The 21,822-nt window shown below is 51.4% G+C and carries 25 protein-coding genes; 16 read left to right on the forward strand and 9 right to left on the reverse strand.

The window, feature by feature from the left end:
* Positions 1-33: 33 nt before the first annotated feature.
* The 3 genes from V1572_RS14295 to V1572_RS14305 all read left to right on the forward strand — a co-directional run bounded on the left by V1572_RS14295 (position 34) and on the right by V1572_RS14305 (position 3,400).
* On the forward strand, positions 34-774 hold the full coding sequence (locus tag V1572_RS14295) for a response regulator (protein ID WP_045910549.1): 741 nt from the start codon (positions 34-36) through the stop codon (positions 772-774).
* Positions 771-2,072 (forward strand): ATP-binding protein, encoded by a 1,302-nt coding sequence (locus V1572_RS14300; protein ID WP_395299280.1) that lies wholly within the window; start codon positions 771-773, stop codon positions 2,070-2,072. Before V1572_RS14295 ends, V1572_RS14300 begins: the two co-directional genes overlap by 4 nt.
* Before the next feature lie 137 nt (positions 2,073-2,209).
* Positions 2,210-3,400 carry a cytochrome c biogenesis protein/redoxin gene (locus tag V1572_RS14305; protein WP_395299281.1) on the forward strand — a complete coding sequence of 397 codons (1,191 nt, stop codon included), beginning with the start codon at positions 2,210-2,212 and terminating at the stop codon, positions 3,398-3,400.
* A 5-nt stretch (positions 3,401-3,405) separates the two neighbouring features.
* On the opposite strand, the gene tam is transcribed toward V1572_RS14305, so the two are convergent.
* A complete protein-coding gene (gene tam / locus V1572_RS14310; protein ID WP_395299991.1) occupies positions 3,406-4,164 on the reverse strand; it encodes a trans-aconitate 2-methyltransferase in 759 nt (252 codons plus the stop codon).
* A gap of 439 nt (positions 4,165-4,603) precedes the next feature.
* On the opposite strand from tam, the gene V1572_RS14315 reads away from it, so the two are divergent.
* The gene (locus V1572_RS14315) at positions 4,604-5,242 is read left to right on the forward strand and encodes an acyl-homoserine-lactone synthase (protein WP_048223222.1); all 639 of its coding nucleotides are present in this window, start codon (positions 4,604-4,606) and stop codon (positions 5,240-5,242) included.
* Positions 5,243-5,256: 14 nt separating this feature from the next.
* On the opposite strand, the gene V1572_RS14320 is transcribed toward V1572_RS14315, so the two are convergent.
* Both V1572_RS14320 and V1572_RS14325 read right to left on the reverse strand, forming a co-directional pair.
* Positions 5,257-5,949: a helix-turn-helix transcriptional regulator gene (locus V1572_RS14320; protein WP_048030459.1), complete on the reverse strand. Its 693-nt coding sequence runs from the start codon at positions 5,947-5,949 to the stop codon at positions 5,257-5,259.
* Positions 5,950-6,255: 306 nt separating this feature from the next.
* A complete protein-coding gene (locus V1572_RS14325; RefSeq protein WP_045910554.1) occupies positions 6,256-6,840 on the reverse strand; it encodes an NUDIX domain-containing protein in 585 nt (194 codons plus the stop codon).
* An 86-nt stretch (positions 6,841-6,926) separates the two neighbouring features.
* Between V1572_RS14325 and V1572_RS14330 the strand changes: the two genes are divergently transcribed.
* A complete protein-coding gene (locus V1572_RS14330; protein WP_048030458.1) occupies positions 6,927-7,700 on the forward strand; it encodes a DeoR/GlpR family DNA-binding transcription regulator in 774 nt (257 codons plus the stop codon).
* A 38-nt stretch (positions 7,701-7,738) separates the two neighbouring features.
* On the opposite strand, the gene V1572_RS14335 is transcribed toward V1572_RS14330, so the two are convergent.
* From V1572_RS14335 to V1572_RS14345, 3 genes are all read right to left on the reverse strand, one after another.
* Positions 7,739-8,101 carry a DUF4406 domain-containing protein gene (locus tag V1572_RS14335; RefSeq protein WP_048223225.1) on the reverse strand — a complete coding sequence of 121 codons (363 nt, stop codon included), beginning with the start codon at positions 8,099-8,101 and terminating at the stop codon, positions 7,739-7,741.
* A gap of 135 nt (positions 8,102-8,236) precedes the next feature.
* Positions 8,237-8,608 (reverse strand): VOC family protein, encoded by a 372-nt coding sequence (locus tag V1572_RS14340; protein WP_045910557.1) that lies wholly within the window; start codon positions 8,606-8,608, stop codon positions 8,237-8,239.
* A gap of 94 nt (positions 8,609-8,702) precedes the next feature.
* Positions 8,703-9,146, reverse strand: a complete 444-nt coding sequence (locus V1572_RS14345) for a PACE efflux transporter (protein WP_395299282.1) — start codon at positions 9,144-9,146, stop codon at positions 8,703-8,705.
* Positions 9,147-9,571: 425 nt separating this feature from the next.
* Between V1572_RS14345 and V1572_RS14350 the strand changes: the two genes are divergently transcribed.
* Positions 9,572-10,609, forward strand: coding sequence for an aldo/keto reductase (locus V1572_RS14350; RefSeq protein WP_262780702.1), 1,038 nt, complete (start codon positions 9,572-9,574; stop codon positions 10,607-10,609).
* A 104-nt stretch (positions 10,610-10,713) separates the two neighbouring features.
* On the opposite strand, the gene V1572_RS14355 is transcribed toward V1572_RS14350, so the two are convergent.
* On the reverse strand, positions 10,714-11,700 hold the full coding sequence (locus V1572_RS14355; protein ID WP_395299283.1) for an aldo/keto reductase: 987 nt from the start codon (positions 11,698-11,700) through the stop codon (positions 10,714-10,716).
* Between the two features lie 212 nt (positions 11,701-11,912).
* On the opposite strand from V1572_RS14355, the gene V1572_RS14360 reads away from it, so the two are divergent.
* On the forward strand, positions 11,913-12,821 hold the full coding sequence (locus V1572_RS14360) for a LysR family transcriptional regulator (RefSeq protein WP_045910561.1): 909 nt from the start codon (positions 11,913-11,915) through the stop codon (positions 12,819-12,821).
* 36 nt (positions 12,822-12,857) lie between these two features.
* On the opposite strand, the gene V1572_RS14365 is transcribed toward V1572_RS14360, so the two are convergent.
* Positions 12,858-13,757: a LysR family transcriptional regulator gene (locus V1572_RS14365; protein WP_234083179.1), complete on the reverse strand. Its 900-nt coding sequence runs from the start codon at positions 13,755-13,757 to the stop codon at positions 12,858-12,860.
* A 139-nt stretch (positions 13,758-13,896) separates the two neighbouring features.
* Between V1572_RS14365 and V1572_RS14370 the strand changes: the two genes are divergently transcribed.
* The 8 genes from V1572_RS14370 to V1572_RS14405 all read left to right on the forward strand — a co-directional run bounded on the left by V1572_RS14370 (position 13,897) and on the right by V1572_RS14405 (position 20,392).
* A complete protein-coding gene (locus V1572_RS14370; RefSeq protein ID WP_045910563.1) occupies positions 13,897-14,202 on the forward strand; it encodes a hypothetical protein in 306 nt (101 codons plus the stop codon).
* A gap of 11 nt (positions 14,203-14,213) precedes the next feature.
* Positions 14,214-14,903 carry a type 1 glutamine amidotransferase domain-containing protein gene (locus V1572_RS14375; RefSeq protein WP_395299284.1) on the forward strand — a complete coding sequence of 230 codons (690 nt, stop codon included), beginning with the start codon at positions 14,214-14,216 and terminating at the stop codon, positions 14,901-14,903.
* A gap of 84 nt (positions 14,904-14,987) precedes the next feature.
* Positions 14,988-15,935, forward strand: a complete 948-nt coding sequence (locus tag V1572_RS14380; RefSeq protein ID WP_395299285.1) for an aldo/keto reductase — start codon at positions 14,988-14,990, stop codon at positions 15,933-15,935.
* 102 nt (positions 15,936-16,037) lie between these two features.
* Positions 16,038-17,072: an amidohydrolase family protein gene (locus V1572_RS14385; protein ID WP_395299286.1), complete on the forward strand. Its 1,035-nt coding sequence runs from the start codon at positions 16,038-16,040 to the stop codon at positions 17,070-17,072.
* Between the two features lie 151 nt (positions 17,073-17,223).
* A complete protein-coding gene (locus V1572_RS14390; protein WP_395299287.1) occupies positions 17,224-17,796 on the forward strand; it encodes an NAD(P)H-dependent oxidoreductase in 573 nt (190 codons plus the stop codon).
* 2 nt (positions 17,797-17,798) lie between these two features.
* Positions 17,799-18,818, forward strand: coding sequence for an aldo/keto reductase (locus tag V1572_RS14395; protein WP_262780714.1), 1,020 nt, complete (start codon positions 17,799-17,801; stop codon positions 18,816-18,818).
* A gap of 59 nt (positions 18,819-18,877) precedes the next feature.
* Positions 18,878-19,573: a putative quinol monooxygenase gene (locus tag V1572_RS14400; RefSeq protein WP_252077522.1), complete on the forward strand. Its 696-nt coding sequence runs from the start codon at positions 18,878-18,880 to the stop codon at positions 19,571-19,573.
* Positions 19,574-19,588: 15 nt separating this feature from the next.
* Entirely contained in the window at positions 19,589-20,392 is an 804-nt protein-coding gene (locus tag V1572_RS14405) for a carboxymuconolactone decarboxylase family protein (RefSeq protein ID WP_111966656.1), read from the forward strand.
* Positions 20,393-20,746: 354 nt separating this feature from the next.
* Here the strand turns inward: V1572_RS14405 and V1572_RS14410 are convergent, their stop codons facing one another.
* The gene (locus V1572_RS14410) at positions 20,747-21,073 is read right to left on the reverse strand and encodes a Silver-binding protein (RefSeq protein WP_229225882.1); all 327 of its coding nucleotides are present in this window, start codon (positions 21,071-21,073) and stop codon (positions 20,747-20,749) included.
* A gap of 301 nt (positions 21,074-21,374) precedes the next feature.
* Here V1572_RS14410 and V1572_RS14415 point away from each other — a divergent pair, with 301 nt between their 5' ends.
* A complete protein-coding gene (locus tag V1572_RS14415) occupies positions 21,375-21,821 on the forward strand; it encodes a hypothetical protein (RefSeq protein WP_277718946.1) in 447 nt (148 codons plus the stop codon).
* Position 21,822: the final 1 nt, after the last annotated feature.

Raw genomic sequence — 21,822 nt, forward strand, 5'->3', positions numbered from 1 at the left:
TTCAGTACGTTACCCTTCGGTCTGGAGAGTTCGGTGGAACATATTGACCACATCCTTGTCGTCGATGACGACAGGGATATTCGTGAACTGATTGTCGATTATCTCGGTAAGTCTGGCTATCGCGCGACGGGCGCGGCCAACGGCAAAGAGATGCGTAGCGTACTGGATAAACAACATATCGACCTGGTGGTGCTGGACGTCATGATGCCCGGCGATGACGGTCTCACGCTATGCCGGCAGCTACGCAGCGGCAAACATAAAGATCTGCCCATCCTGATGCTGACGGCGCGCAATGAGGAGACGGACAGGATCCTGGGTCTGGAGATGGGGGCGGATGACTACGTGGTGAAGCCGTTTATCGCCCGTGAGCTTCTGGCACGCATTAAAGCGATTTTACGGCGTTTTCGCACAATGCCGCCCAATCTACAGGTGACAGAAGCAGGGCGGCTGGTGATGTTCGGTGAATGGCAGCTCGATACCGTTGCTCGCCACTTAATCGACCCGGAAGGGGTGATTGTGGCACTCAGTGGGGCGGAGTATCGTCTGCTGCGCGTTTTCCTGGACCATCCGCAACGCGTGCTGACCCGTGACCAATTGCTCAATTTGACGCAGGGACGTGACGCCGAACTGTTTGAACGTTCTGTCGATCTGCTGGTAAGCCGGGTTCGCCAGCGTCTCAATGAAGATGCCCGCACGCCCGCCTATATCAAAACCGTGCGCAGCGAAGGCTACGTCTTTACGATGCCGGTGACCATCAAAGAGGTTAACGAATGACACTCTGGCCACGCTCTCTGTTGGCCCGTTTGCTGATCGTCGTACTGTCCGGTTTGCTTCTGGCTAACGCCATGAGCCTGACGCTGGTCATGACTGAACGCATGCACAGCGCGCGCACGGTGATGCTCGGTAATCTGGAAAACGATGTCGCAACCAGCGTCGCCATTTTAGACCGCTTACCGGCCAGCGAACGCGCCGCCTGGCTGCCTCGACTTGAACGAGGTAACTATCGTTATATTCTGGGCACAGGAGAACCCGGCGCAGCGCCGACGGATAAGCGTTCGCAAGATGCTATCCGAACCTTAAAAGCGACGCTTGCCGCGCATTACCCGCTTAGCTTTACCGCGGTTCCCGGCGCCATTTCACATATTCAGGCCCATCTTACGTTACGCGATGGCGCGCCGCTGACCATTGACCTGATCCCGCGCATGCCGCCCGTCGCCAGCTGGCTCCCGATCGTTCTCGTTTTGCAGCTGCTGGTTGTGGCCGTCTGCGCCTGGGTCGCCGTGCGGCAGGTGGTACGGCCTTTTTCACACTTTACCCGCGCGGTGGATGCGCTGGATCCGGCGGCCAGCACGCCAATGACGGAAAAGGGGCCGCTTGAGGTGCAGCGGGCAGCGCATGCCTTCAACGCCATGCAGGCGCGCATTCAGTCTTATCTCCGGGAACGCGCGCAGATCCTGGCCTCGATTTCCCACGATCTCCAGACGCCCATTACTCGCATGAAGCTGCGCGTCGAAATGGCCGGGGAGCCGGAACTACGCGACAAGCTCCTCAATGATCTTGATAACATGTCTCGTCTGGTGCGGGAGGGTATTGCGTATGCCCGGTCATCAGAATCACTGGAAGAAACGTCGCTGAAGCTGGAGCTGAATGCCTGGGTCAACAGCATCGCCAGCGATTATCAGGACATTGGTAAAAACGTGCAGTTTCAGGCAAACAATGTTCGTTTGCCGATCGTCACGCGTCCACAGGCGCTTCGTAGAGTGATGACTAACCTGCTGGATAATGCGCTTAAGTTCGGCGGCGGTGCCGTTATTGCCATTGATATTTCGTCTGCCGAAGAGGTGGTGATTCACATTGTGGACGACGGGCCGGGAATACCCGAAGCCGAACTGGAGGCGGTTCTGCAGCCGTTTTATCGGGTTGAAACCTCGCGTAATCGCGATACCGGCGGGACAGGACTCGGCCTGGCGATTGCCGCGCAGCTGACCGCACAGCTGGAAGGAAAACTCAGGCTGGCGAACCGCGCCGGAGGCGGACTGGATGTCGCCATTACGCTACCGCGTCGTTCGTAAAATTGTACGGCTTTGTATCTCCCGGCCTGAGTGATACAGAGCCAGACAAAAACCGCGCGTTTACACATATCCTGAACACATCAGGACGATGAAATAGCCTCACTGCAGTGTCGCAGGACGTGTAATGTGAGGTCATTATGTTTCTGTTAATCGCTTTTCTGGGTGGGATGATAAGCCTGCTCAGCCCATGTACGCTCCCGGTTATTCCACTCCTGTTTGCCGGTTTTCAGGGGCAACGACGACATATTTTGGCCCTGCTCGCAGGGCTGGTCGTGATGTTCACCCTGGTGGCGATGGTCGTCACCGTCGCCAGCGAGTGGATAACAGAGGCGACCATTGTCGGGCGCTGGATCGCGCTCGTCATTGTGGCCACCGCCGCGCTGGCCTTAATTTTCCCGTCTTTCGCCCAGCGTATTGCCGGTCCGGCCGTCAGCGCGGGAAATGTCCTCAACACCCGAAGCGGGCAAACGCGCGGAATGGCATCGGCTTTTCTGGCCGGGCTTGCGGTAGGACTGCTCTGGTCTCCCTGCGCGGGCCCCATCCTGGGAGCGATCTTCAGCATTAACATTGCGGGGCATTCCGCCATTACTACCGGCGCACTGCTGGCTGCCTATGGCAGCGGATGCGCGCTGATGCTGGGATTACTCGTCACTGGAGGCCGCACGCTAATGACCCCGCTGAAAGCAAAATCGGCACTCATGGCGAAGCTGCGTCAGGGGGCGGGGGTGGCGATGTTAGCGGCAGTCGTCCTGAATGCGACGGGGATGACCTCGTTGCTGAAAGGCGCTAACGGCGTCGCAGACCGTCTTGAGACCGCGCTCTTAAACCTGGCAAAACCCACAACCGCGACGGTGAAGCTCCAGCCGGTGGCAATCGCTGAGCCCAGCAGCCAGCTTCCCCAGCTAAGTGGTGGAACAGGATGGATTAACGGTGACCCTGTCACGTCTGAATCCTTGCGAGGGAAGGTTGTTCTGATTGATTTCTGGACCTGGGACTGCATTAATTGCCAGCATACGCTCCCACATGTGCGGGAGTGGGCTACAAAGTATCAATCGCAGGGTCTGGTGGTGATTGGGGTTCACACCCCGGAATACCCCTGGGAAAAACCGCTTTCGTCGGTTAAAAATGCTGTGAAAAAGTGGCAACTGCCGTATCGGGTCGTGACGGATAACAACTATCAAATCTGGAATGCGTTCGGCAACCAGTACTGGCCAGCGCATTACTACTTTGATGCCAAAGGGCAGCTGCGCTATACCGCCTTTGGCGAGGGGGATTATGCGCAGCAGGAAAAGGTTATCCAGCAGTTGCTCAAAGAAGCCCGCCTGTAATCGGATCAGGGCTGGCGTTGAGCCACGATAAACAACCGAGGAAAAGCCAGCAGTATCTGCCCGTTTTCCTGAAGCGGATACTGCTCTTCCAGCAGTTCATGGTAGCGTTTCAGGAAACGTTTCTGTTCGCTCTCATTCAGTTCCTGGAGCCAGGGCCGCAGGCCGGTGGCGCTTACCCAGTCAATAATGGCCTGATGAGAGCTCATTTTGTGATAATAGGTTGTCCGCCAGATATCCACGTCACAGCCAGCCTCCGACAGAATATCGTAATAAGCATGTACGCCCGGCAGAGGTTCGCGGCCCCGGTCTGGGTAGTCTTGCTCCAGCGCCACTTCACGCATCGCCACATGAGTAGGTTCCAGCCAGTTGTCGGGCATCTGGATCGCCAGCACGCCATTTAACTTAAGCAGGGAGACAAGATGCGGCAGGAGATCGTAATGGTCCGGAACCCATTGCAGCGACGCGTTGGCATAAATCAGGCTCAGCGGCTGACCAGGCTTGTACTGCCGGATATCGGCCTCAACAAAGTGGCAGTCAGGTAAGGCGGCGCGTGCTTCCTCAAGCATAGCAGGGGAGTTATCGACCCCGGTGATGTATGCAGAAGGCCAGCGATGCTTCAACAGCGCCGTGCTGTTGCCTGGACCGCAGCCCAGATCGGCGATAGTCGTAGCCTCATCCAGAGGAATTCTGGCGAGCAATTCGGCGGCTGGACGCGTTCTTTCTGCGCCAAATTGCAGGTAAAGAGAAGGGTTCCAGTCGGCCATCATCAATTCTCCGTCTTACATGATTCAGCAAGAATAGCACAGGCAGATGTCTGTAAAGCGGTACCGACGAGGGTTTTGGGCAGATGAAATCAGCAGAGTCAGTAAAACGAAGGGAAGGTAGAAAAAATAAGCAAACGGAAATATTACCCCTTAAAAGATTAAGGGGCAATGTTTTTATTGTAATTATTTTGTGATTATTGTTTTTTAATATTTTATCGGCAAAGTGCTTCTTATGCTCTGTACCCGAAACTTTAAATATTAGATAATCATCGATGGGTATATCCCTGGTGTTTCGTAGGTCTTTGACCTCCTGACCGCTTAGTTTTGCGAGAACTTCGTGGTCAGGTACTTTTTAAGTATAGGGAATATGCGGCACAATGAAAGCTGTCCTTAAAGACAGGTGATAATAGTTTCAGGTGTTATTATCAGGAACAAGAGCATGAATTCTGTCATTGAATTTTTTTTACACGACTACGATGATTTACCACCAGCATTAGCACACGAACTCTACCGACTCAGAAGAAAAACTTTTCGGGACCGACTCGACTGGAAAGTGGAATGCATCGAAGGTATGGAAAAGGATCAGTTTGATTCCCATAACACGACATACTTGCTGGGGATGTATGATGGACAGCTGTTATGCGGCGCGCGATTTATTAACGCAACGCAGCCGACAATGATAAGCGAAATCTTTCACAACTATTTCGATAATCCCATTGTTTTTCCAGCAGATGTTCCCTGCTGTGAAGTGAGTCGTTTATTTTTAGATAAAGAAACACGAGACTCTGCAAGTCTGCAGGGCGTGCCCGCCAGTAAAGCATTGTTTCTTGCAATGAATATTTATTGCCTAAAGAAAAAATATCACGGGATGTACGCAGTAGCCAGTCGTGGGATGTATGCCATATTTCGCCATGCGAACTGGAAAGTAGAAGTAATTCAGCGCGGTGTCTCTGAAAAAGGGGAGGTTATTTATTATATTTATATGCCTGCCAGCCCCAGCATTATTGAAGACATTATTAGCAAAGATAAATCCAGTCACTGGCTTCGCGAAATGCTCGAGCATTTACGCCATTTATAACCAGTGGCTGAGGCTCAGTCCTCCAGTAACCGGAGTTCCGTTCCAAGTTTTATTGCGTGTCTGGCATTATTTACACCGAGTTTTTTCATTATATTGCCCATGTGAAATTTAACGGTGCGCTCAGCAATAGACAAAATAACCGCAATTTCTGCGTACGTTTTCCCGGCGCTGACCCATTTAAGGATTTGGCGCTCGCGTGGCGATAAGAAAACATTCTTCTTCTGCTGATGCTGACTATAAAGGTTGAGTGTCTTCTGATGTAACTGAACAAGGAAGCGTAGAAATTGCGGTCGATATTTCTCTATGTCAATGCCAGAATGCTTAGGACTGATGACGGATAAGACCACAAGATTATTCAGATAGTCATGAAGAGGAAACGTCTGTCCCTGGTAAATATCATACTGGACACTTTCGTCGAAAATGCGTGTCAGGTTGTAACCATCCGACAGGACGACATCACTTTCCCAGAAAAAATCGTCAACACAGCGCAAAGCCCGAATAATAACAGGGTCAATGAACTGATATTTTCTTTCAAGGTAGATATTAAACCACTCGGGGCTATTATTGAGTATCCTCATCTGTGAAGGATCTTTCTTGTTCATAATAGCGTAGGCGAAGACGATCCCTTTGAAATCCTCAAAAAACGCGTCCAGCTCACTCTGAATTTGCGTGTTGATCGTTATGTCGTTGTAATATGTATCCTTCACGTGAGTTGCTGCCTCCTGTTCGAGTGGAGGACCAAGTATAATATGCTTCGTTATCTGTAGCGAGTCGCATTTTAATCCAGACAACCGATAAGACAGGCTACCTCAGCAGGCAGCCTCGTGAACGTTTGGCATTTTTGAATGATAAATGCAGGTGACTCAGGGAATAGTTGATGATTTTATCGAATTTCGAAATCGTTCACTAAATATAGTAGGCTGCAAAATTTAGGAGGTTTTCCGCTTTTCATCCGGGTAGCGCACAAGCGTACCGATTTCATGCGCCTTCAAATCAGGATGTAAACCAGTAGGTTACAGAATACCTTTCAGGGCAACATGATAAAGCAGCATGATGGTCTTACCGTCGACAATCTTGCCCGTTTCAATGCTGCGTAATGCCTCTTCAAGCGTCATTTCCAGCACGTCGATATCTTCACCCTCGGCCTTGATCCCACCGCCTGCGCCGGTTCTGTCATCTGGCTGGTACTCGGCAAGATAAAAATAGAGTTTTTCCGTGACGGAGCCTGGGCTCATATAGGCTTCAAAGATTTTCTGCACGCGAGAAACGTGAAAGCCGGTCTCTTCTTCCGCTTCTGCTTTTATGCGGCTTTCGGGATCCATGTTGTCCAGCAATCCCGCGGCAGCTTCAATTAAATCGTCCTGGTGGCCGTTGATAAAGACAGGGAAGCGGAACTGGCGCGTCAGGATCACCGTCTTTTTCTCACGGTTATAGAGAAGAATCGTCGCGCCGTTGCCACGGTCATAGACTTCCCGATGCTGCCGTTGCCATTCGCCATCACGTCGCTGGAGGTCAAAGGTATATTTTTTAAGGATGTACCAGTTGTCAGAAAGGGTTTCACTGTCGATGATGCGCACATCTGCACGTTTTGATTGCACGATTGTTCCTCCTTACGTAGAGTAATGATCATAAACAGCAATATCATGCATGTTCAAGATAAAACATGCAACGTCAGGAATTCAAGATGCTCACCAGTCAGCGAAAACAATTGATCCTTGAAAAGCTGGGTGCCGAAGGCCAGGTCCAGTCAAAAGCGCTCAGCATTCTCTTTGACGTCTCTGAAGATACCATCCGGCGCGATCTGCGCGAGCTGGCAGCAGAAGGGCGTTTGCAGCGTGTTCATGGCGGCGCGCTGCCGTCATCTTCCGCTATAGCTCCGTTTGCAGAACGGCAATCCGTGAAGATGGATGCGAAAAAACGGGTGGCCCGGAAAGGAGCACAGCTGATTTCATCAGGCCAGGTGGTGATTGTCGACGGTGGCACGACTACCTCGGAGCTGATTACATTTTTCCCTCCTGACTTGCGCATCACCGTGGTGACGCACAGCCCAAGTATTGCTCTGGGGCTCGTTGATCATCCTTCCATTGAGGTGATTTTAATCGGTGGACGCTTGTATAAACACTCGATTGTTGCGGTCGGTGCTGCGGCCATCGAAGGCATAGAGAATATACATGCAGACCTGTTCTTTATGGGAGTGACCGGTATTCATCCCGATGCGGGGCTGACAACCGGTGATTTCGAAGAGGCATGCATCAAACGTGCATTTTCCGGCAGAGCCGCGGAAACGGTCGTTCTGGCGTCTCCGGAAAAGATCAACACCGCGTCGTCGTTTGTGATTGGCGATGTATCTTCAGTGAATACCATCGTCGTTGAAGACGGTACGGATAAGGCGTGGATCCGCGCGGTATCGGAAAAGGGGGTATCCGTCGTGCTGACCTCAGATCGTGACCGCCTCTGACAGCCAGCCTTTAACGTCAGGCTGGCTGGCGTCCAGGCTTACGCTTCTGGAATGTTCTCAAGCGCGGTATACACGCTGAGACCATATTTTCTGGCTACCTCAATGTCCATATCGGCACCTTTAGACGCACCGGCAATACGATAAATCGCATCGCATTTTGCGATGAGCCGGTGAGCAACGGGGTACAGCATCGCTTCGCTGATTTCATCACCTACCGTTTTTGAGCCTGCGGCTTTTGCCAGCGGCAAAGCAAGCCATTCACCAATGACCGGGATGTGGCCACGCTGGTAAACGGCTAATGCTGCGTTTTCGAGACGCGCCAGATTCTCGTCAATTCGCGCCTGAACACCATCGGTTCCGCTGCGATAGGGACCGGCAATTAAAATCAACTGTTGTGTCATTAATACCTCTGTCAGCGTTATTGCATGAAACTGCACATTTACAGAGGATACCTTACGCCATTACCGGCCTGAAATACAACACTTCGTGCAATATCGTGCACAAAGTCGCATGAGCATTTTGACAAAGGCGTTGTGCTACCGGTTCTCCGGTGCATGGCACACGGCCTCGATGTTATGACCATCAGGTGAGATGACAAAAGCGGCATAATAATTTTCACCGTACGGTCGTAATCCCGGCCCGCCGTTATCACGTCCGCCAACGCGCAGCGCGGCGTGGTAAAAATCATCAACCTGCTGACGTGTAGTAGCCACAAACGCCAGGTGCAGAGGCGCAGGTTTATCATTTGTCTGGAAAAGGCAAAGTGAAACATCGCCAGCGCTCATTTCAACACCGTAATCTGGCGCGCCTTCATCAATGAGTTCCACACCAAGCGGGCGAAGCGCCTCAAGGAAGAAGGTTTTACTTTTTTCATAATCGCTGACGCCGAATTTAACGTGGTCAAACATTTTCGACTCCTCAAAAGAGATAGAGAAATGAAGAGTATAGAAGGTGAGAGGAGTCGAATATGATCAAGGGCGTGCCTATGTGACAGATGTCTCGCTACAGAGCAGACCGTTTCCGTCCAACAAATGTCCAGCGCAGGTAGTCGTAGAGCCAGTTAAACAGCATCGTGTACGGCAGGAAAAACAGTACAAGACCGATCTCTACAAAAAAAGCCTCCGTCACCGTTAAATTCAGCATCACCATTGCCACAGGAATTAACGTGATGATAAGGCCAACTTCAAAACAGGCCGCATGGAGCGCGCGGACCAGAAATGTTCTTTCAAATCGGTATTTTTTCTGAAGAGAGTCAAAGAGTTTGTTAAACACAAAATTCCAGGCCGTGGCGGTTAGCGCGGATATCAGGGACAGCGAGCCTGACTGGAGTACCGACACGTTCATCAGCCAGGCAAGCGACAGCGCGATGATAACGTTGGCCGTCACTTCAAAAATAACCGCGTGGAAAATCCTTTCTCTGACACTTTTATCTAATTCAATTTCCATAAGTTTACGGCAGCAGTGGTCAAAGGCTGAAGTATATCAAACGTCTTTCAACCATGTGTAAACGCAGATGTTGGGTTGTGTGGGTATCATGTCAGCATGAACGCGTGAAAAGGCGACTGCACGAGCTCGGAATGGTCCAGGACAATTACGACCGAATACATCCAGATTTTGAGGAATCATACATTGGTGCGCATAATGTATATTATGTTAAATTGACTTCATTGGTCTATTCTCCATGGTGCTCTCATGCAGCTCCAGAAATTAGTACGTTGGTGTCCTCCCTTCTCGATAAAATCCACCGTCGATAACAAACCATTTGTGAGAAAAACTCACAGCACCATTCGATAGCACATGCTGGTCCCCTTCATACCAGTGCAATAACCTGTCGCATACAGAATTGCTGATAATAAAAGAAGGAACACCGAATGAAGTATGTGAATCTGGGTCGTAGCGGTTTGAAAGTCTCCCGTCTTTGTCTCGGTTGTATGAGCTATGGTGACCCCGAACGTTTGCCTCAACCCTGGTCCCTGGATGAAAAAGCGTCACGTCCGCTCATTCGTCAGGCGCTTGAAGCTGGCATTAATTTTTTTGATACCGCAAATATCTACTCGGGCGGAAGTTCTGAAGAGATCACAGGAAAAGCGCTGAGAGAAATGGCCAGACGCGACGAGATCGTTGTGGCGACAAAGACCTTCTTTCCGTGGCGCAACTCACCCAATACCGGGTTTCTTTCCCGCAAGGCCATTTTTCAGTCTATTGACGATAGCCTGATGCGCTTAGGTATGGATTATGTGGATCTTTTTCAAATTCACCGCTTTGATCACTCCACGCCTGTTGAAGAGACCATGGAGGCTCTACATGACCTCGTTAAATCAGGAAAAGTACGTTACATCGGCGCATCATCTATGGAAGCCTGGCGCTTTGCAAAAATGCAGCATACTGCAGAGCGTAACGGCTGGTCCCGATTTATTACGATGCAACCGCAATACAACCTGCTTTACCGGGAAGAAGAGCGCGAGATGCTGCCCCTGTGTGAAGACCAGGGCGTTGGTGTGATCCCCTGGAGTCCGATGGCACGCGGCAGGCTCACGCGCGACTGGAGTGTCACGTCCCAACGAACGCAAAACGATGCCTTTGCGTTAAAAATGTATGAGAACGCAGCCCTGCTGGATAAGCCCGTTGTTGATGTTGTTGCCAGAATTGCTGAAAAGCACGATGTGCCAAGAGCCCATGTTGCAATTGCCTGGTTGCTATCAAAAACGGTCATCACAGCACCGATCATCGGCGCGACGAAACCAGAACATCTTTCCACGGCTATCAGCGCGCTGGACTTTTCACTTAGCGATGCAGAAATCACGGAACTCGAGGCACACTATCTGCCACACCCCGTCGACGGGATCATCCCCCCACTTCCGGATACGCCACCTTCACTCACGCCGCCTTCAGCAATACAGGACTGTTAATGCCCTACCCTGGCCCGGCGTTGCCGGGTCCCCCAGTAAAGGTTTAACTTTTATCAAACTGACTCTCGGTTAACGGGTCTGCGCGACCACCCTACATACGGTAATTACCAGGCATAAGCCTGGGGCGCTTCTCCCCCGGGTCCGGGCCAGATTTCGTCGAGACAGCTCATGGTGTCGTCTGATAGCGTGATTGTCGTTGCGTGAAGCGCCTGATGGAGTTGTTCGACCGTACGAGGCCCGATAAGTGGAGCAGTAACGACAGGATTCTGCAGGAGCCACGCAAGCGCCACATCGGAAGGGGTTTCACCGAGGTCCTCACATAATCCTTCGTAGGCTTCCAGCTGAGGACGGTGCTGTTCAATTAGACGGGCAAACGCGGGCCTTGCACGGCGCCCGCTTGCCATCTTTTTCAGTGCGCCGCCAAGCAACCCTCCGGCAAGTGGGCTCCAGGAGATCAACCCCATGCCAAAATGGCGGCATGCGGGAATGACCTCCAGCTCAACAGTTCGGGCAGTCAGATTGTAGAGACTTTGCTCAGCAACCAGGCCAAGGGAATGACGGGCCGTAGCAACTGACTGCGCAGTCGCAATGTCCCAGCCCGCGAAATTGCTGCTACCGATATAAAGCACTTTTCCCTGCTGAACAAGGAGTTCCATGGCCTGCCAGATCTCTTCCCATGGCGTATAGCGATCGATGTGATGCATCTGATAGACGTCAATATGGTCGGTCTTAAGCCGTCGCAAACTGTCCTCGCAGGCCTTGCGAATATGGTAAGCAGAAAGACGGCGATCATTCGGACCTGGCCCCATTGGCTGATAGACTTTCGTCGCCAGAACGATACGGTCACGGCGTCCACCCTGCTGGATCCAGCGACCAATAATCTCTTCGGACAGCCCCGAGCCTTGCTGGATATCGGGTGATTGTTCGGTGCCATACACGTCTGCTGTATCAATGAAATTTATACCTGCCTCAAGCGCTTCATCCAGAATGCGGGCGCTGGTTTTCTCGTCGGTGACGTCACCAAAATTCATGGTTCCGAGACAAAGGCGGCTGACTTTCAGGCCGGTGCGGCCAAGATGCGTATAGTTCATACACGGCTCCGTTAGGTGAATGTTCCGCCCTGACCGACCGCCAGAGCGCATAATTTTCAAGAATAACGAAGCACAACGTGTTCAGTGAGAGGCGATGAGTGGATGGACTTGTGAAATAAATTCAGCAACGGATTAGCGCTAATCGGTCTATGGTGTATATCATTTCCGTATCAATACATTCGGGCCTTAACGCACAAGGAAAACGATTCTGTATGCAAATAAGCAGAGCTGATGTCGCTGATCTCATTTATTTCATGGCTATTGCACGTCATCGCAGTTTCAGCCGTGCGGCGATTGAATTAGGTGTCAGTGCATCAGCGCTTAGTCATGCCCTGAAGGGGCTGGAAACCCGGCTCGGTGTTCGCCTCCTTAATCGCACGACCAAGAGCGTTACACCTACGGCTGCAGGTGAAGAACTGGTTCAGTCTGTCCTTCAGCCTTTCGACAAGATAGAAGGCGCGCTTGAATCGCTTAACCGGTATCGTAATACCCCTACCGGACGTATCCGCATCAATGCTGCCGTTGAAGCGGCCAATCTTTTGCTTGCGCCAGTTATGCCCGCGTTTATGGATCGCTATCCCGATATTGAAATCGATATTGTGGCCAGCAACCGTATGGTTGACGTCACTGATGCGGGCTTCGATGCCGGTATCCGCTATGGTGGCACCGTCCCGGAAGACATGGTTGCCCGGCGTTTATCTGCCGATATTCGCTGGGTTATCGCAGCATCCCCCGACTACCTTGAACGCTACGGAACGCCTGAACATCCTGATGATTTATTACACCATCGCTGTATAAGCAATCGTCTCGGCGACGATCGGATTTATCGCTGGGAACTTGAGCGAGACGGCGAAACGTACCAAATCAGTGTGCCTGGCTCTGTGACGGTCAATCAGGCTGAAACGGGCCTTGTGGCCGTATTAGGCGGAGCCGGCCTGATGTATTTTCCGGAGCCTCTTGTTGCATCCTATGTGAAGGATGGACGGCTCCGCCTGGTGCTTACGGAGTGGTCCCCGCTGGAGGAAGGTTTTCATATCTATTATTCAAGCCGCCGGCAACTACCGACCGGGCTTCGCCTTCTGATTGAGTTCATACAGGAGGCCCGACCGCTAGGGTTGTGAAATAGCGCCTCCATACTGAACGAGGCGTTATCGTCTTTATCGTCCCGTAGCGGATATCAGAAAATCAATCAGGGCCTTCACTCTTTTCGTTTTACCCGCATTTTTGGGGTAATAGAGATACACTGCCGGGTAGGTTTTCCAGTAGCTCTCCATCACGGGTATAAAGCGCTCCCTGTCCGGCTGTAACTGCCAGATGGGTTCAAACAAACGTCCAATTCCCAGGCCGTTACGGATCCCGTCTGCCATAACGTCAATATCGTTGCTGATTAACTGCCCGGGCATCTCAACCGTCAACTGCTCTCCGCGATCGTTCAGAATCAACGGAAGGATGCGGTTGTTAGTGATAAAACGGTAGCCAATCAGCTTGTGATGACTGAGGTCAGCCGGCTCCTCGGGCATTCCATGCTCGCTGATATAAGCTGAGGATGCATATAGCCCTTCACGAAAGGGTTTCATTAACGGCCGCGCCACCACCCCACCTTCGAGGATATCGCCAAAACGGATCCCAAGATCAAAACGCTCTTCGATAACATTCACGGTACCGTCGTAAACCGAAATTTCAAGCTGTATACCCGGATATTGCTGACAGAATTTCGCCATTGCAGGCTTAAGAATTAACAGATAGGCAAAACGCGAGAGCGTGATTCGCACGATACCAGAGGGCTCCTGATTCTGGTCGCGAATGCTTTCAAGCGAATGTTCCAGCGACTCCACCGCCGCAGCGGTCTGTTCCAGCAACAGCTGCCCAGTTTCCGTCAGCTCAATACGGCGGGTCGTACGCACAAAAAGCGGATGGCCAATATGATCTTCCAGCAGCTTAAGCGCATTGCTGACGGAGGGAGGCGTAATTTCCAGTTTTCTTGCGGCTGCCGAAATATTGCCCTCACGTGCAATGCTCTGAAAGATCCGTATCTGGTTATACAGGGCGTTATTCATAATGTTTTCCTAAAGCAATCTCCGCCTGATTATTAAGTACAGTCTAAAGATGCTTAAGTCAATGCTCCTCTAATCTTCGTGAAATTCGCCTCTTATACTTTTATCTCTTTCTACAACGACCTGAGTTCAGGAGACTATGATGCGAATTTTATGTCTGGATATCCCCGCACCTGGAGCATCGCTGGAAAAATATGCGCCACACCTTAACGCTGAAGCGCTGCACGCCTGGGGATTGTATAAATCCGGCTTCATCCGCGACATCTACTTCCGTCAGGACAGACCTGGCGTCGCTATTTTTCTTGAATGTGACTCTGTCGATGAAGCGATGAACGTAATGGCCGAATTCCCGCTGGCAAAAGCTGGCTTATTAAGCTTTGAGTGCATTCCGCTTGGCTCCTTTATTAACTGGGAAAATCTCTTTGCCGCTGAATTTAAAAATAAATAGTGAGGCCCGATATGAAACCTGCAGATAAACCCGTGCTGTGTGTCGTTTCCAGCCATCCGATTAAAGGCGCATCCGGTGTACCAACCGGTTTTTTCCTGGCCGAGCTGACCCATCCGCTGAAAGTACTGGAAGATGCCGGACTAAAAACAATGATCGCCAGCATTCGCGGGGGACAGCCGCCGGTGGATGGATTTGACCTCAGTGATCCTGTCAACGCCTGGTACTGGAACGAAACCGATTTTCAGCAGCGCCTGGCAACAACACCAGCGTTATCCGAGCTAAACGGTACCGATTACAGCGCCGTTTTCTTTGCAGGCGGCCATGGAACCATGTGGGATTTCCGCGACAGCCAGGATGCCCAGCGTATTATCCGCGAAGTATATGAAAGTGATGGCATTGTCTCAGCCGTCTGCCACGGACCTGCGGCACTGGTTGACGCAAAGCTCAGTAGCGGCGAATACCTGGTGAAAGGCAAAAACGTGGCGGCCTTTACCAACAAGGAAGAGGAAGAAGTTCACACTACAGATGTGGTTCCCTTCCTGCTTGAGACTGCACTTCGCGAGCATGGCGCGCTTCATCATGAAGCCCCGAACTGGTCTGAAAATGTGGTTACTGCCGGTCGCCTTATCACGGGGCAGAATCCCGCTTCAGCGCACGGTGTCGGTGTGGCGCTGTTAAATGCCCTCCGCCAGTCAGCTTAATCCATTCATCTCTTTTTCACCGTTACTCACCCTCTTTGGCCGGTTTACGTCAGCAACGTTCCGGCCTTTTTACAGGAGCTGAATATGAAAACACTACCTCCCGTCGCGCTGGGCACATGGTCCTGGGGCACAGGTTTCGCCGGTGGCGACACCGTCTTCGGCAATCATCTTTCTGATACTCAGATGGCAGACGTGTTCACCACGGCCATGAGTAAGGGCCTCAATCTCTGGGATACCGCAGCAGTATATGGCATGGGGAGTTCCGAGGCAGCGCTGGGAGCATTAGTCCGTCAGTTCCCCCGCGAGGATATGATTTTATCCACCAAATTCACGCCGCAGATTGCGAACGAACAGTCAGCGCAGCCTGTCAGCGATATGCTTGAGGCCAGCCTCGGACGCCTGGGCGTGGACGCGATTGATATCTACTGGATCCATAATCCCCTCGACGTTGAGAAATGGACGCCAGGACTGATCCCACTTTTACAAAGCGGTAAGGTAAAACGCGTAGGTGTTTCCAACCACAATCTGGCACAAATCAGACGCGCCAACGAAATCCTTAACGCTTCCGGTTATTCCCTCAGTGCAGTACAAAATCACTACAGCCTGCTCTATCGCGCTTCTGAAGAGGCCGGGATCCTTGATTATTGCCGACAAAATAACATCACGTTCTTTGCTTACATGGTCCTGGAGCAAGGCGCGCTCAGTGGTCGTTATGATTCAAATCATCCCATGCCTGCCGGGAGTGGCCGGGCCAAAAGTTATAACTCTGTACTGCCGCAGATTGAAAGATTAACCGCCGCCATGAAAAAAATGGGAGCCGAAAGGAATGCCAGCGTGGCACAGATAGCCATCGCATGGGCTATTGCGAAAGGTACCCTTCCCCTCGTTGGTGCGACTAAAGTCCATCACGTTCTGGACGCCGCCTGCGCTTCAGACATCCAGTTACGCAATGAGGAAATCATCCTGCTGGAACAACTCGCCGCAGAGACCAGAGTGGATACACGAGGCGCCTGGGAAAAACCGATGGTGTAAAGTCCATCCGGAACAGACTGTCATGAATCACATTCACGTATGGACAGTTCCGGGCGATCCTAATCTGTATCACTTTTACTGCTTTGTATGAAGGGTGAGAATATGAAAATCATTTGCCTTGAAGAACATTATCTCGACAGCGAGTTAGGCCGAGCGTGTATGCCTGTTGCGCTTGAGCAGGCGCCTTTCCTTGGCGACTGGGGGAAAACCGTCGCTGATGGTCATAATCCTGACCGAAGCCGGCCGCAGATAGAAAAGAATGCGCTGATAAACGCGAAAGGCGCTGATTTGGGAAGCCGCCGCCTCAGGGATATGGATGAGGCTGGAATTACCCTTCAGATCCTTTCTGTGGGCGGATTCCCCCAGCTGGCACCTAAGGATGAAGCGGTAACATTAAATACGGCGGCAAACGACCGCCTTGCCGGGGCGGTAAGAAATCATCCGGATCGCTTCGCGGCATTTGCCACTCTTCCCTGGGCACAGCCGGAAGAGGCTGAAAAAGAGCTTGTCCGCGCAGTTGAAGAATTGGGGTTTAAGGGGGCACTTCTGAATGGCCGACCCTCTTCATGCTTTCTCGATAATCCTGACTATGACTCCCTGCTTTCCCGCTTTAATAAACTGAATATACCACTCTATCTTCATCCCGGATTACCGTTTAACAGCGTGCAACAGGCCTACTTCACGGGCTTCAGCGCAGAGGTCAACGCCCGGCTCTCTATGTTTGGCTGGGGCTGGCATCACGAAGCCGGGATCCATTTGTTACGGCTGATGTTATCGGGCGTATTTGATAAATATCCCCACTTGCAGGTAATCAGTGGCCACTGGGGGGAGATGCTGCCCTTCTGGCTGCAGCGTCTTGATGACAGCCTTCCACTGGCTGCAACGGGTCTGTCACGCACGCTAACGAGAACCTTCCAGGAGCACGTTTACGTTACCCCGTCAGGTATGCTGTCGCTGCCGCACTTCCAGTTTATCTACGCGTTAATGGGGGCAGAAAGGATCCTGTTCTCCGTCGATTATCCCTATCAGACCCTGGACGGTGTAAAAACCTTTATCGACAGTCTGCCCGTCAACAAGGCTGAAAAAGAGGCCATCGCATTTCGCAATGCAGAACGTTTACTGGGCATCACGGCGTAGTTCACGGGTTCGTGATGACCGGTACAATGAGAACAGTCGACCATTATTAGTTTTTGTCTAAAAGTGAATGAGTCTTTACTGCTCTAAAAAAAAATAATGGTGTCACTCTATACTGGGTTAAACATTCATCAAATATATTTAACTCATTGAAATGAAAAATATCCTTATTGTTTCAGGCCATCCTGAGCTTACCCATTCCGTCGCCAATGCCACGATCCTTGATGAAGTGGCGACCGCCCTTCCCGATGCTGAAATTCGTCGTCTGGACTGGCTCTATCCGGACGGCAAATTCAATATCGCTGCGGAGCAGGAAAGCCTGCTCAGGGCCGATGTGATTGTCTGGCAGTTTCCTTTTTCATGGTATGGGCTGCCCGGGTTAATGAAACAATGGCTGGACGAGGTCTTTGTCCACGGCTTCGCGCATGGCTCAACGGCGAAACTGGGCGGTAAAAAGCTGATCCTCTCCTTCACTACAGGGGCGCCGCAGGTGCTCTATACCGCTGACGGTTTCTTTGGCCATGCCATAGAAGAGTATCTTATTCCATTCGAGACCACGGCAAGGCTGTGCAATCTTGAGCTGCTGGCGCCGGTTTATACCTGCGGTATCAGCTATGCCGACCGGGATGCCGACAAAATCGCGCAGCAAAAAACGCTTGCCCGGGAACACGCTTCAAGGCTTGTCGATCTGCTCAATTCCGTCGTGAATAATCCAGAGGGAGAATAACGATGCAGTATACCCGGCTCGGTAAAAGTGACTTACTGGTCTCCCGCATCTGTATGGGATGTATGGGGTTTGGCGACCCGTTAACGGGCCAGCATCGCTGGACGCTGGACGAAACAGCAAGCCGGGACATCATCCGCTACGGTCTCGAAAAGGGTATCAATTTTTACGATACCGCCCTCGCCTATCAGAACGGCTCCAGCGAGCGATACGTTGGCCGGGCGCTGCGGGAGATGGCAAAACGCGAGGACGTGGTGCTGGCCACCAAGTTTCTGCCACGAACCGCCGCGCAAATTGCCGCGGGGATCGGCGGAAAAGAGGCAATAGCCCGATCACTCGACCAGAGCCTGCAGAATCTGGGGATGGACTACATCGACCTCTACATTTACCACATCTGGGATTACAACACGCCAGTTATTGAGGTGCTTGAAGCGCTTCATGCCGCCGTTACTGAGGGCAAAGTGCGCGCTATTGGTATATCCAATTGCTATGCCTGGCAGCTTGCGAAAGCGAACGCCCTTGCCGAACGCGAAGGGCTGACGGGCTTTGTTTCCATGCAAAGCCACTACAACCTGATTATGCGTGAAGATGAACGAGAGCTCTTCGGTCTGTGCGCTGAAGATGATATCGCCATGACCCCCTATAGCGCGCTGGCCAGCGGTCGTCTCTCCCGGAAAGAAGGCCACACGCGGCGAGCCTCCGAGGATGCCTATGCCCGCGGAAAATATGACAGCACGGCTGAACAGGATCGGAGCATTATCGAGCGCGTCGCCGAGCTTGCTGAACGACATCAGGTGTCCATGACGGAAATATCTCTCACCTGGCTGCTGACAAAAGTCACGTCACCTGTCGTAGGGGCCACAAAAAAAGATCACGTCGATGGCGCGGTAAACGCCGTAAATCTTCAACTGAGCCCGGAGGAAATCCGGTTTCTGGAAGAAACCTACCAGCCGCACGTTCTGACGGGGATCATGGCGCAAAACACGCCGCAAACGAAAGACGTTAATCAGGTCTGGACGCGGTAGCAAACAGTAATTTCAGTAAAAGGATCATCGTGAAAAAGCCCCTTATGCTTTTAATTTGTATGCTCATAAGCAGCCCTGTCTTTGCAACAAAACTGGACGCGCCGGATAAGCGAGTGATGAATATCTTTGAGCTCGGCGTCAGGCACGATCGGGACAAAGATTTTGCAGACGTAGCCAGACAGACGATTTCCGCTTCGGTTGATCATGAAGCAGGTACGCTGGCGATGTACGCCCTGCACCGCAGCGACAATCCACGTCAGGCATTCATGGTCGAACTTTATGAAAACGAAAGTGCTTACCGCAAACATCTGAATGCCGAACCATATAAGGCATTCGCTGCCCGGGCACCTGACATTATCGATCGGAAAAATAAAATCACCCTGGAGCCCCAATTTCTGGGGGACAAACACATCATACCGGATGAGCGAACCATTAATAATCTGGTGATCGTCGAGGTAAAGCCTGAATTTCAGACCGAGTTTAAAAACATCGTCCTGCCCGAAATGGCGGAATCGCTCAAAGTAGAGAAAGGCGTATTAGCGATGTATGCCGCTACAGATTCACAGACTCCGAACCGCTGGTATTTCTATGAGATTTACGCCAGTGAGGAAGCGTATCAACTGCACCGACAAACGCCACACTTCCGTGACTATCTCAGGCAAACGGCGCATATGAGCACCAGTAAGGACGCTATCCCGGTAAAACCGGTATTTCTTCGTAACAAAGGCGGAATCAAACAGGATCCGCACCGTTGACCAGTGAGGATTAACATGAAAAGCGTAATTGCAGCGGCGGCCATGTCGCTTGTTATTTCTGATTTTGCTACTGCTGAGGAAACAAAAGGTAAAGCGATGATGAAAATTGAACCTTCAACAATTTCGGAAGCTGATATTCGTTCCGTCTCACCGGCTCTTGCGCGCTTTGGTCGAGAAGCGATTACTGAAGATCTGTGGACACGCGATGCCCTCTCGCCCAGGGATCGTAGTATGGTGACCGTCGCCATGCTAATTGCCAGAAACCAGCCTGGCGACCTTAAGCACTATATAGACATTGCCCTTGATAATGGCGTTACGCCAGCGGAGTTGTCAGAAATCATTACCCATCTGGCGTTCTACTCAGGTTGGCCAAATGCCATGTCAGCCGTCAGCGTGACCAAAGCAGTATTTGAAACTCGTGGCGTCACGGCAGATGTACTTCCTGAAGCTTCTCCGGACCTGCTTCCTCTCAATCAGGAAGCAGAAAAGCAGCGTTCAGAGACAGTGGAAAAAAATGTTGGCCCAATATCTCCGGGCCTGGTTAAATTCACTACAGATCCACTGTTCCTGGATCTCTGGCAAAGACCCGCGCTGAAACCCCGCGACAGAAGTATGATTACGGTCAGCGCGTTAATCGCATCCGGACAGAGCGCGCAGATTGGCTATCACCTCAATAGAGCAATGGATAATGGACTTTCTGTTGAGGAAGCTGGTGAGATCGTTACCCAGGCCGCGTTCTACGCTGGCTGGCCAAACGCATTTACTGCTGCTCCGGTTGTCGGAGAGGTGCTAAACAATCGATCATCGAGTAAAAGGTAATATTACTGAACACTAAAACCTGACGCACATCACAAAATTAGAACGAACAGTTCATGAACCAACAGGCGTGACATCGAGTGATTTATGGACAGCGTTTAACACAGTTATGAACCAAAACTGAGTTCATAACTGTGAGTTTGAATCGCCATTTGATTAATATGCATTTAAAACAGTTTGTTATACTGTTTCTGGTGCTGTCGTAAATTATGTATATTCCTCAAACCCAGAATAGTTAAATACGATATGCCAATAACCATTCTCTACGTGATAACCCGGCCTTCCCACTAACAAACGCCCCTTTTTTTAAGGAGCGTATGAGTAACGTCAATAATCACTGAGAGGCTTCGCAGCCGATTAATTCTCAGTCATCTGGCGACGATGCTGTTCAGCCTGCTGCTGATGGCTAGCCGAAGACTGGCCGTTATTCGCCGTCTCGTGTGCAATCGCCGCTTTCTCGTGTTCATTCACCGCAGAAAACGACGTCGCAGTTTCGTTAGTACTGCATGGACCGTTTTTGATCATCTCCTTATGCATGTCAGCCATGCTCTGGTGTGCAGCTTCTGTGTTGTTTTGCATCATGTCATGAGACATTGCTGCCTGTTCGTTGTTGTTTGTCTCTGCAGCCCAGCTGGATGCAGAAACCGCCAGGATGGCAATAACAGATAAAAGGAACTTTTTCATGGTTGTATCTCCGAAATTAAAGTGCTCAACAGTTGGTGGCCTTCTTTATAATGAATTATAAAAACCGGCCGCTGTTTATCGCATGACTGGCGAGTGACATTTCTGTCACTCCAGGGGCTTAATCCCTACCCTGATCCAGGACTCAAGGAGTGAGAGAGGCAAAACTTTGATTATTCAAATAATTAGAAGAGCATCCCGTCGCCTGCAACACTGTAACGAGGCGGCTACCAGCATAAGCAATACCTGCCCGACACAGCTGCAACAGCTAAAGACTCAGTTGGCTGAAGAAATGGGCAAACCTGTGGGTCTACACACCATGGGTATTCCGGCGGCAATCAGCACTCTCGGGGTAATTGTCAGCTTCGCGATTCCTCAGCTGTGGTTGGGCTATAGCGTACTCGCCGCACTCGGCCAGCCAGCCGAACGCGTATTCGTGTGGATTGTGCTGATCGCCCTACTGTTCGCAGGCATCAACGGCGTGACGATGTTTATGATTGGCAAAGGCAGCATGCGCGCCGTGCGGTTACATCTTACGCTGGCGGTGATGAGTCTGGTATTAACGGCAGCCTATTTGCTGGCCGCGCTGAGCGGTAGCGCTGCTCCGGGCGTCAGTCTGACCGCTGCGATGGTGAGTACTGTCATGCTGGGGCTTAGCGGCAGCTGTATCCTCTCTACCGCTTTCTATAAGATGCTGCTATTTACGCTACATAACAGAGCCTGGCGCAAACTGCTCAGCAAGGCGCGCTAAG

This window comes from Enterobacter quasiroggenkampii (assembly GCF_043972695.1).
GTDB lineage: Bacteria > Pseudomonadota > Gammaproteobacteria > Enterobacterales > Enterobacteriaceae > Enterobacter > Enterobacter quasiroggenkampii.

Bases quoted from the DNA above. Each gene is read 5' to 3' on its own strand.
- tam (WP_395299991.1), bottom strand. From the start codon at position 4,164: ATGGCCGACTGGAACCCTTCTCTTTACCTGCAATTTGGCGCAGAAAGA.
- V1572_RS14360 (WP_045910561.1), top strand. From the start codon at position 11,913: ATGCAAATAAGCAGAGCTGATGTCGCTGATCTCATTTATTTCATGGCT.
- V1572_RS14410 (WP_229225882.1), bottom strand. From the start codon at position 21,073: ATGAAAAAGTTCCTTTTATCTGTTATTGCCATCCTGGCGGTTTCTGCA.
- V1572_RS14305 (WP_395299281.1), top strand. From the start codon at position 2,210: ATGTTTCTGTTAATCGCTTTTCTGGGTGGGATGATAAGCCTGCTCAGC.
- V1572_RS14340 (WP_045910557.1), bottom strand. From the start codon at position 8,608: ATGTTTGACCACGTTAAATTCGGCGTCAGCGATTATGAAAAAAGTAAA.
- V1572_RS14370 (WP_045910563.1), top strand. From the start codon at position 13,897: ATGCGAATTTTATGTCTGGATATCCCCGCACCTGGAGCATCGCTGGAA.
- V1572_RS14355 (WP_395299283.1), bottom strand. From the start codon at position 11,700: ATGAACTATACGCATCTTGGCCGCACCGGCCTGAAAGTCAGCCGCCTT.
- V1572_RS14345 (WP_395299282.1), bottom strand. From the start codon at position 9,146: ATGGAAATTGAATTAGATAAAAGTGTCAGAGAAAGGATTTTCCACGCG.
- V1572_RS14300 (WP_395299280.1), top strand. From the start codon at position 771: ATGACACTCTGGCCACGCTCTCTGTTGGCCCGTTTGCTGATCGTCGTA.
- V1572_RS14315 (WP_048223222.1), top strand. From the start codon at position 4,604: ATGAATTCTGTCATTGAATTTTTTTTACACGACTACGATGATTTACCA.
- V1572_RS14385 (WP_395299286.1), top strand. From the start codon at position 16,038: ATGAAAATCATTTGCCTTGAAGAACATTATCTCGACAGCGAGTTAGGC.
- V1572_RS14405 (WP_111966656.1), top strand. From the start codon at position 19,589: ATGAAAAGCGTAATTGCAGCGGCGGCCATGTCGCTTGTTATTTCTGAT.
- V1572_RS14400 (WP_252077522.1), top strand. From the start codon at position 18,878: ATGCTCATAAGCAGCCCTGTCTTTGCAACAAAACTGGACGCGCCGGAT.
- V1572_RS14380 (WP_395299285.1), top strand. From the start codon at position 14,988: ATGAAAACACTACCTCCCGTCGCGCTGGGCACATGGTCCTGGGGCACA.
- V1572_RS14330 (WP_048030458.1), top strand. From the start codon at position 6,927: ATGCTCACCAGTCAGCGAAAACAATTGATCCTTGAAAAGCTGGGTGCC.
- V1572_RS14350 (WP_262780702.1), top strand. From the start codon at position 9,572: ATGAAGTATGTGAATCTGGGTCGTAGCGGTTTGAAAGTCTCCCGTCTT.
- V1572_RS14375 (WP_395299284.1), top strand. From the start codon at position 14,214: ATGAAACCTGCAGATAAACCCGTGCTGTGTGTCGTTTCCAGCCATCCG.
- V1572_RS14335 (WP_048223225.1), bottom strand. From the start codon at position 8,101: ATGACACAACAGTTGATTTTAATTGCCGGTCCCTATCGCAGCGGAACC.
- V1572_RS14365 (WP_234083179.1), bottom strand. From the start codon at position 13,757: ATGAATAACGCCCTGTATAACCAGATACGGATCTTTCAGAGCATTGCA.
- V1572_RS14395 (WP_262780714.1), top strand. From the start codon at position 17,799: ATGCAGTATACCCGGCTCGGTAAAAGTGACTTACTGGTCTCCCGCATC.
- V1572_RS14390 (WP_395299287.1), top strand. From the start codon at position 17,224: ATGAAAAATATCCTTATTGTTTCAGGCCATCCTGAGCTTACCCATTCC.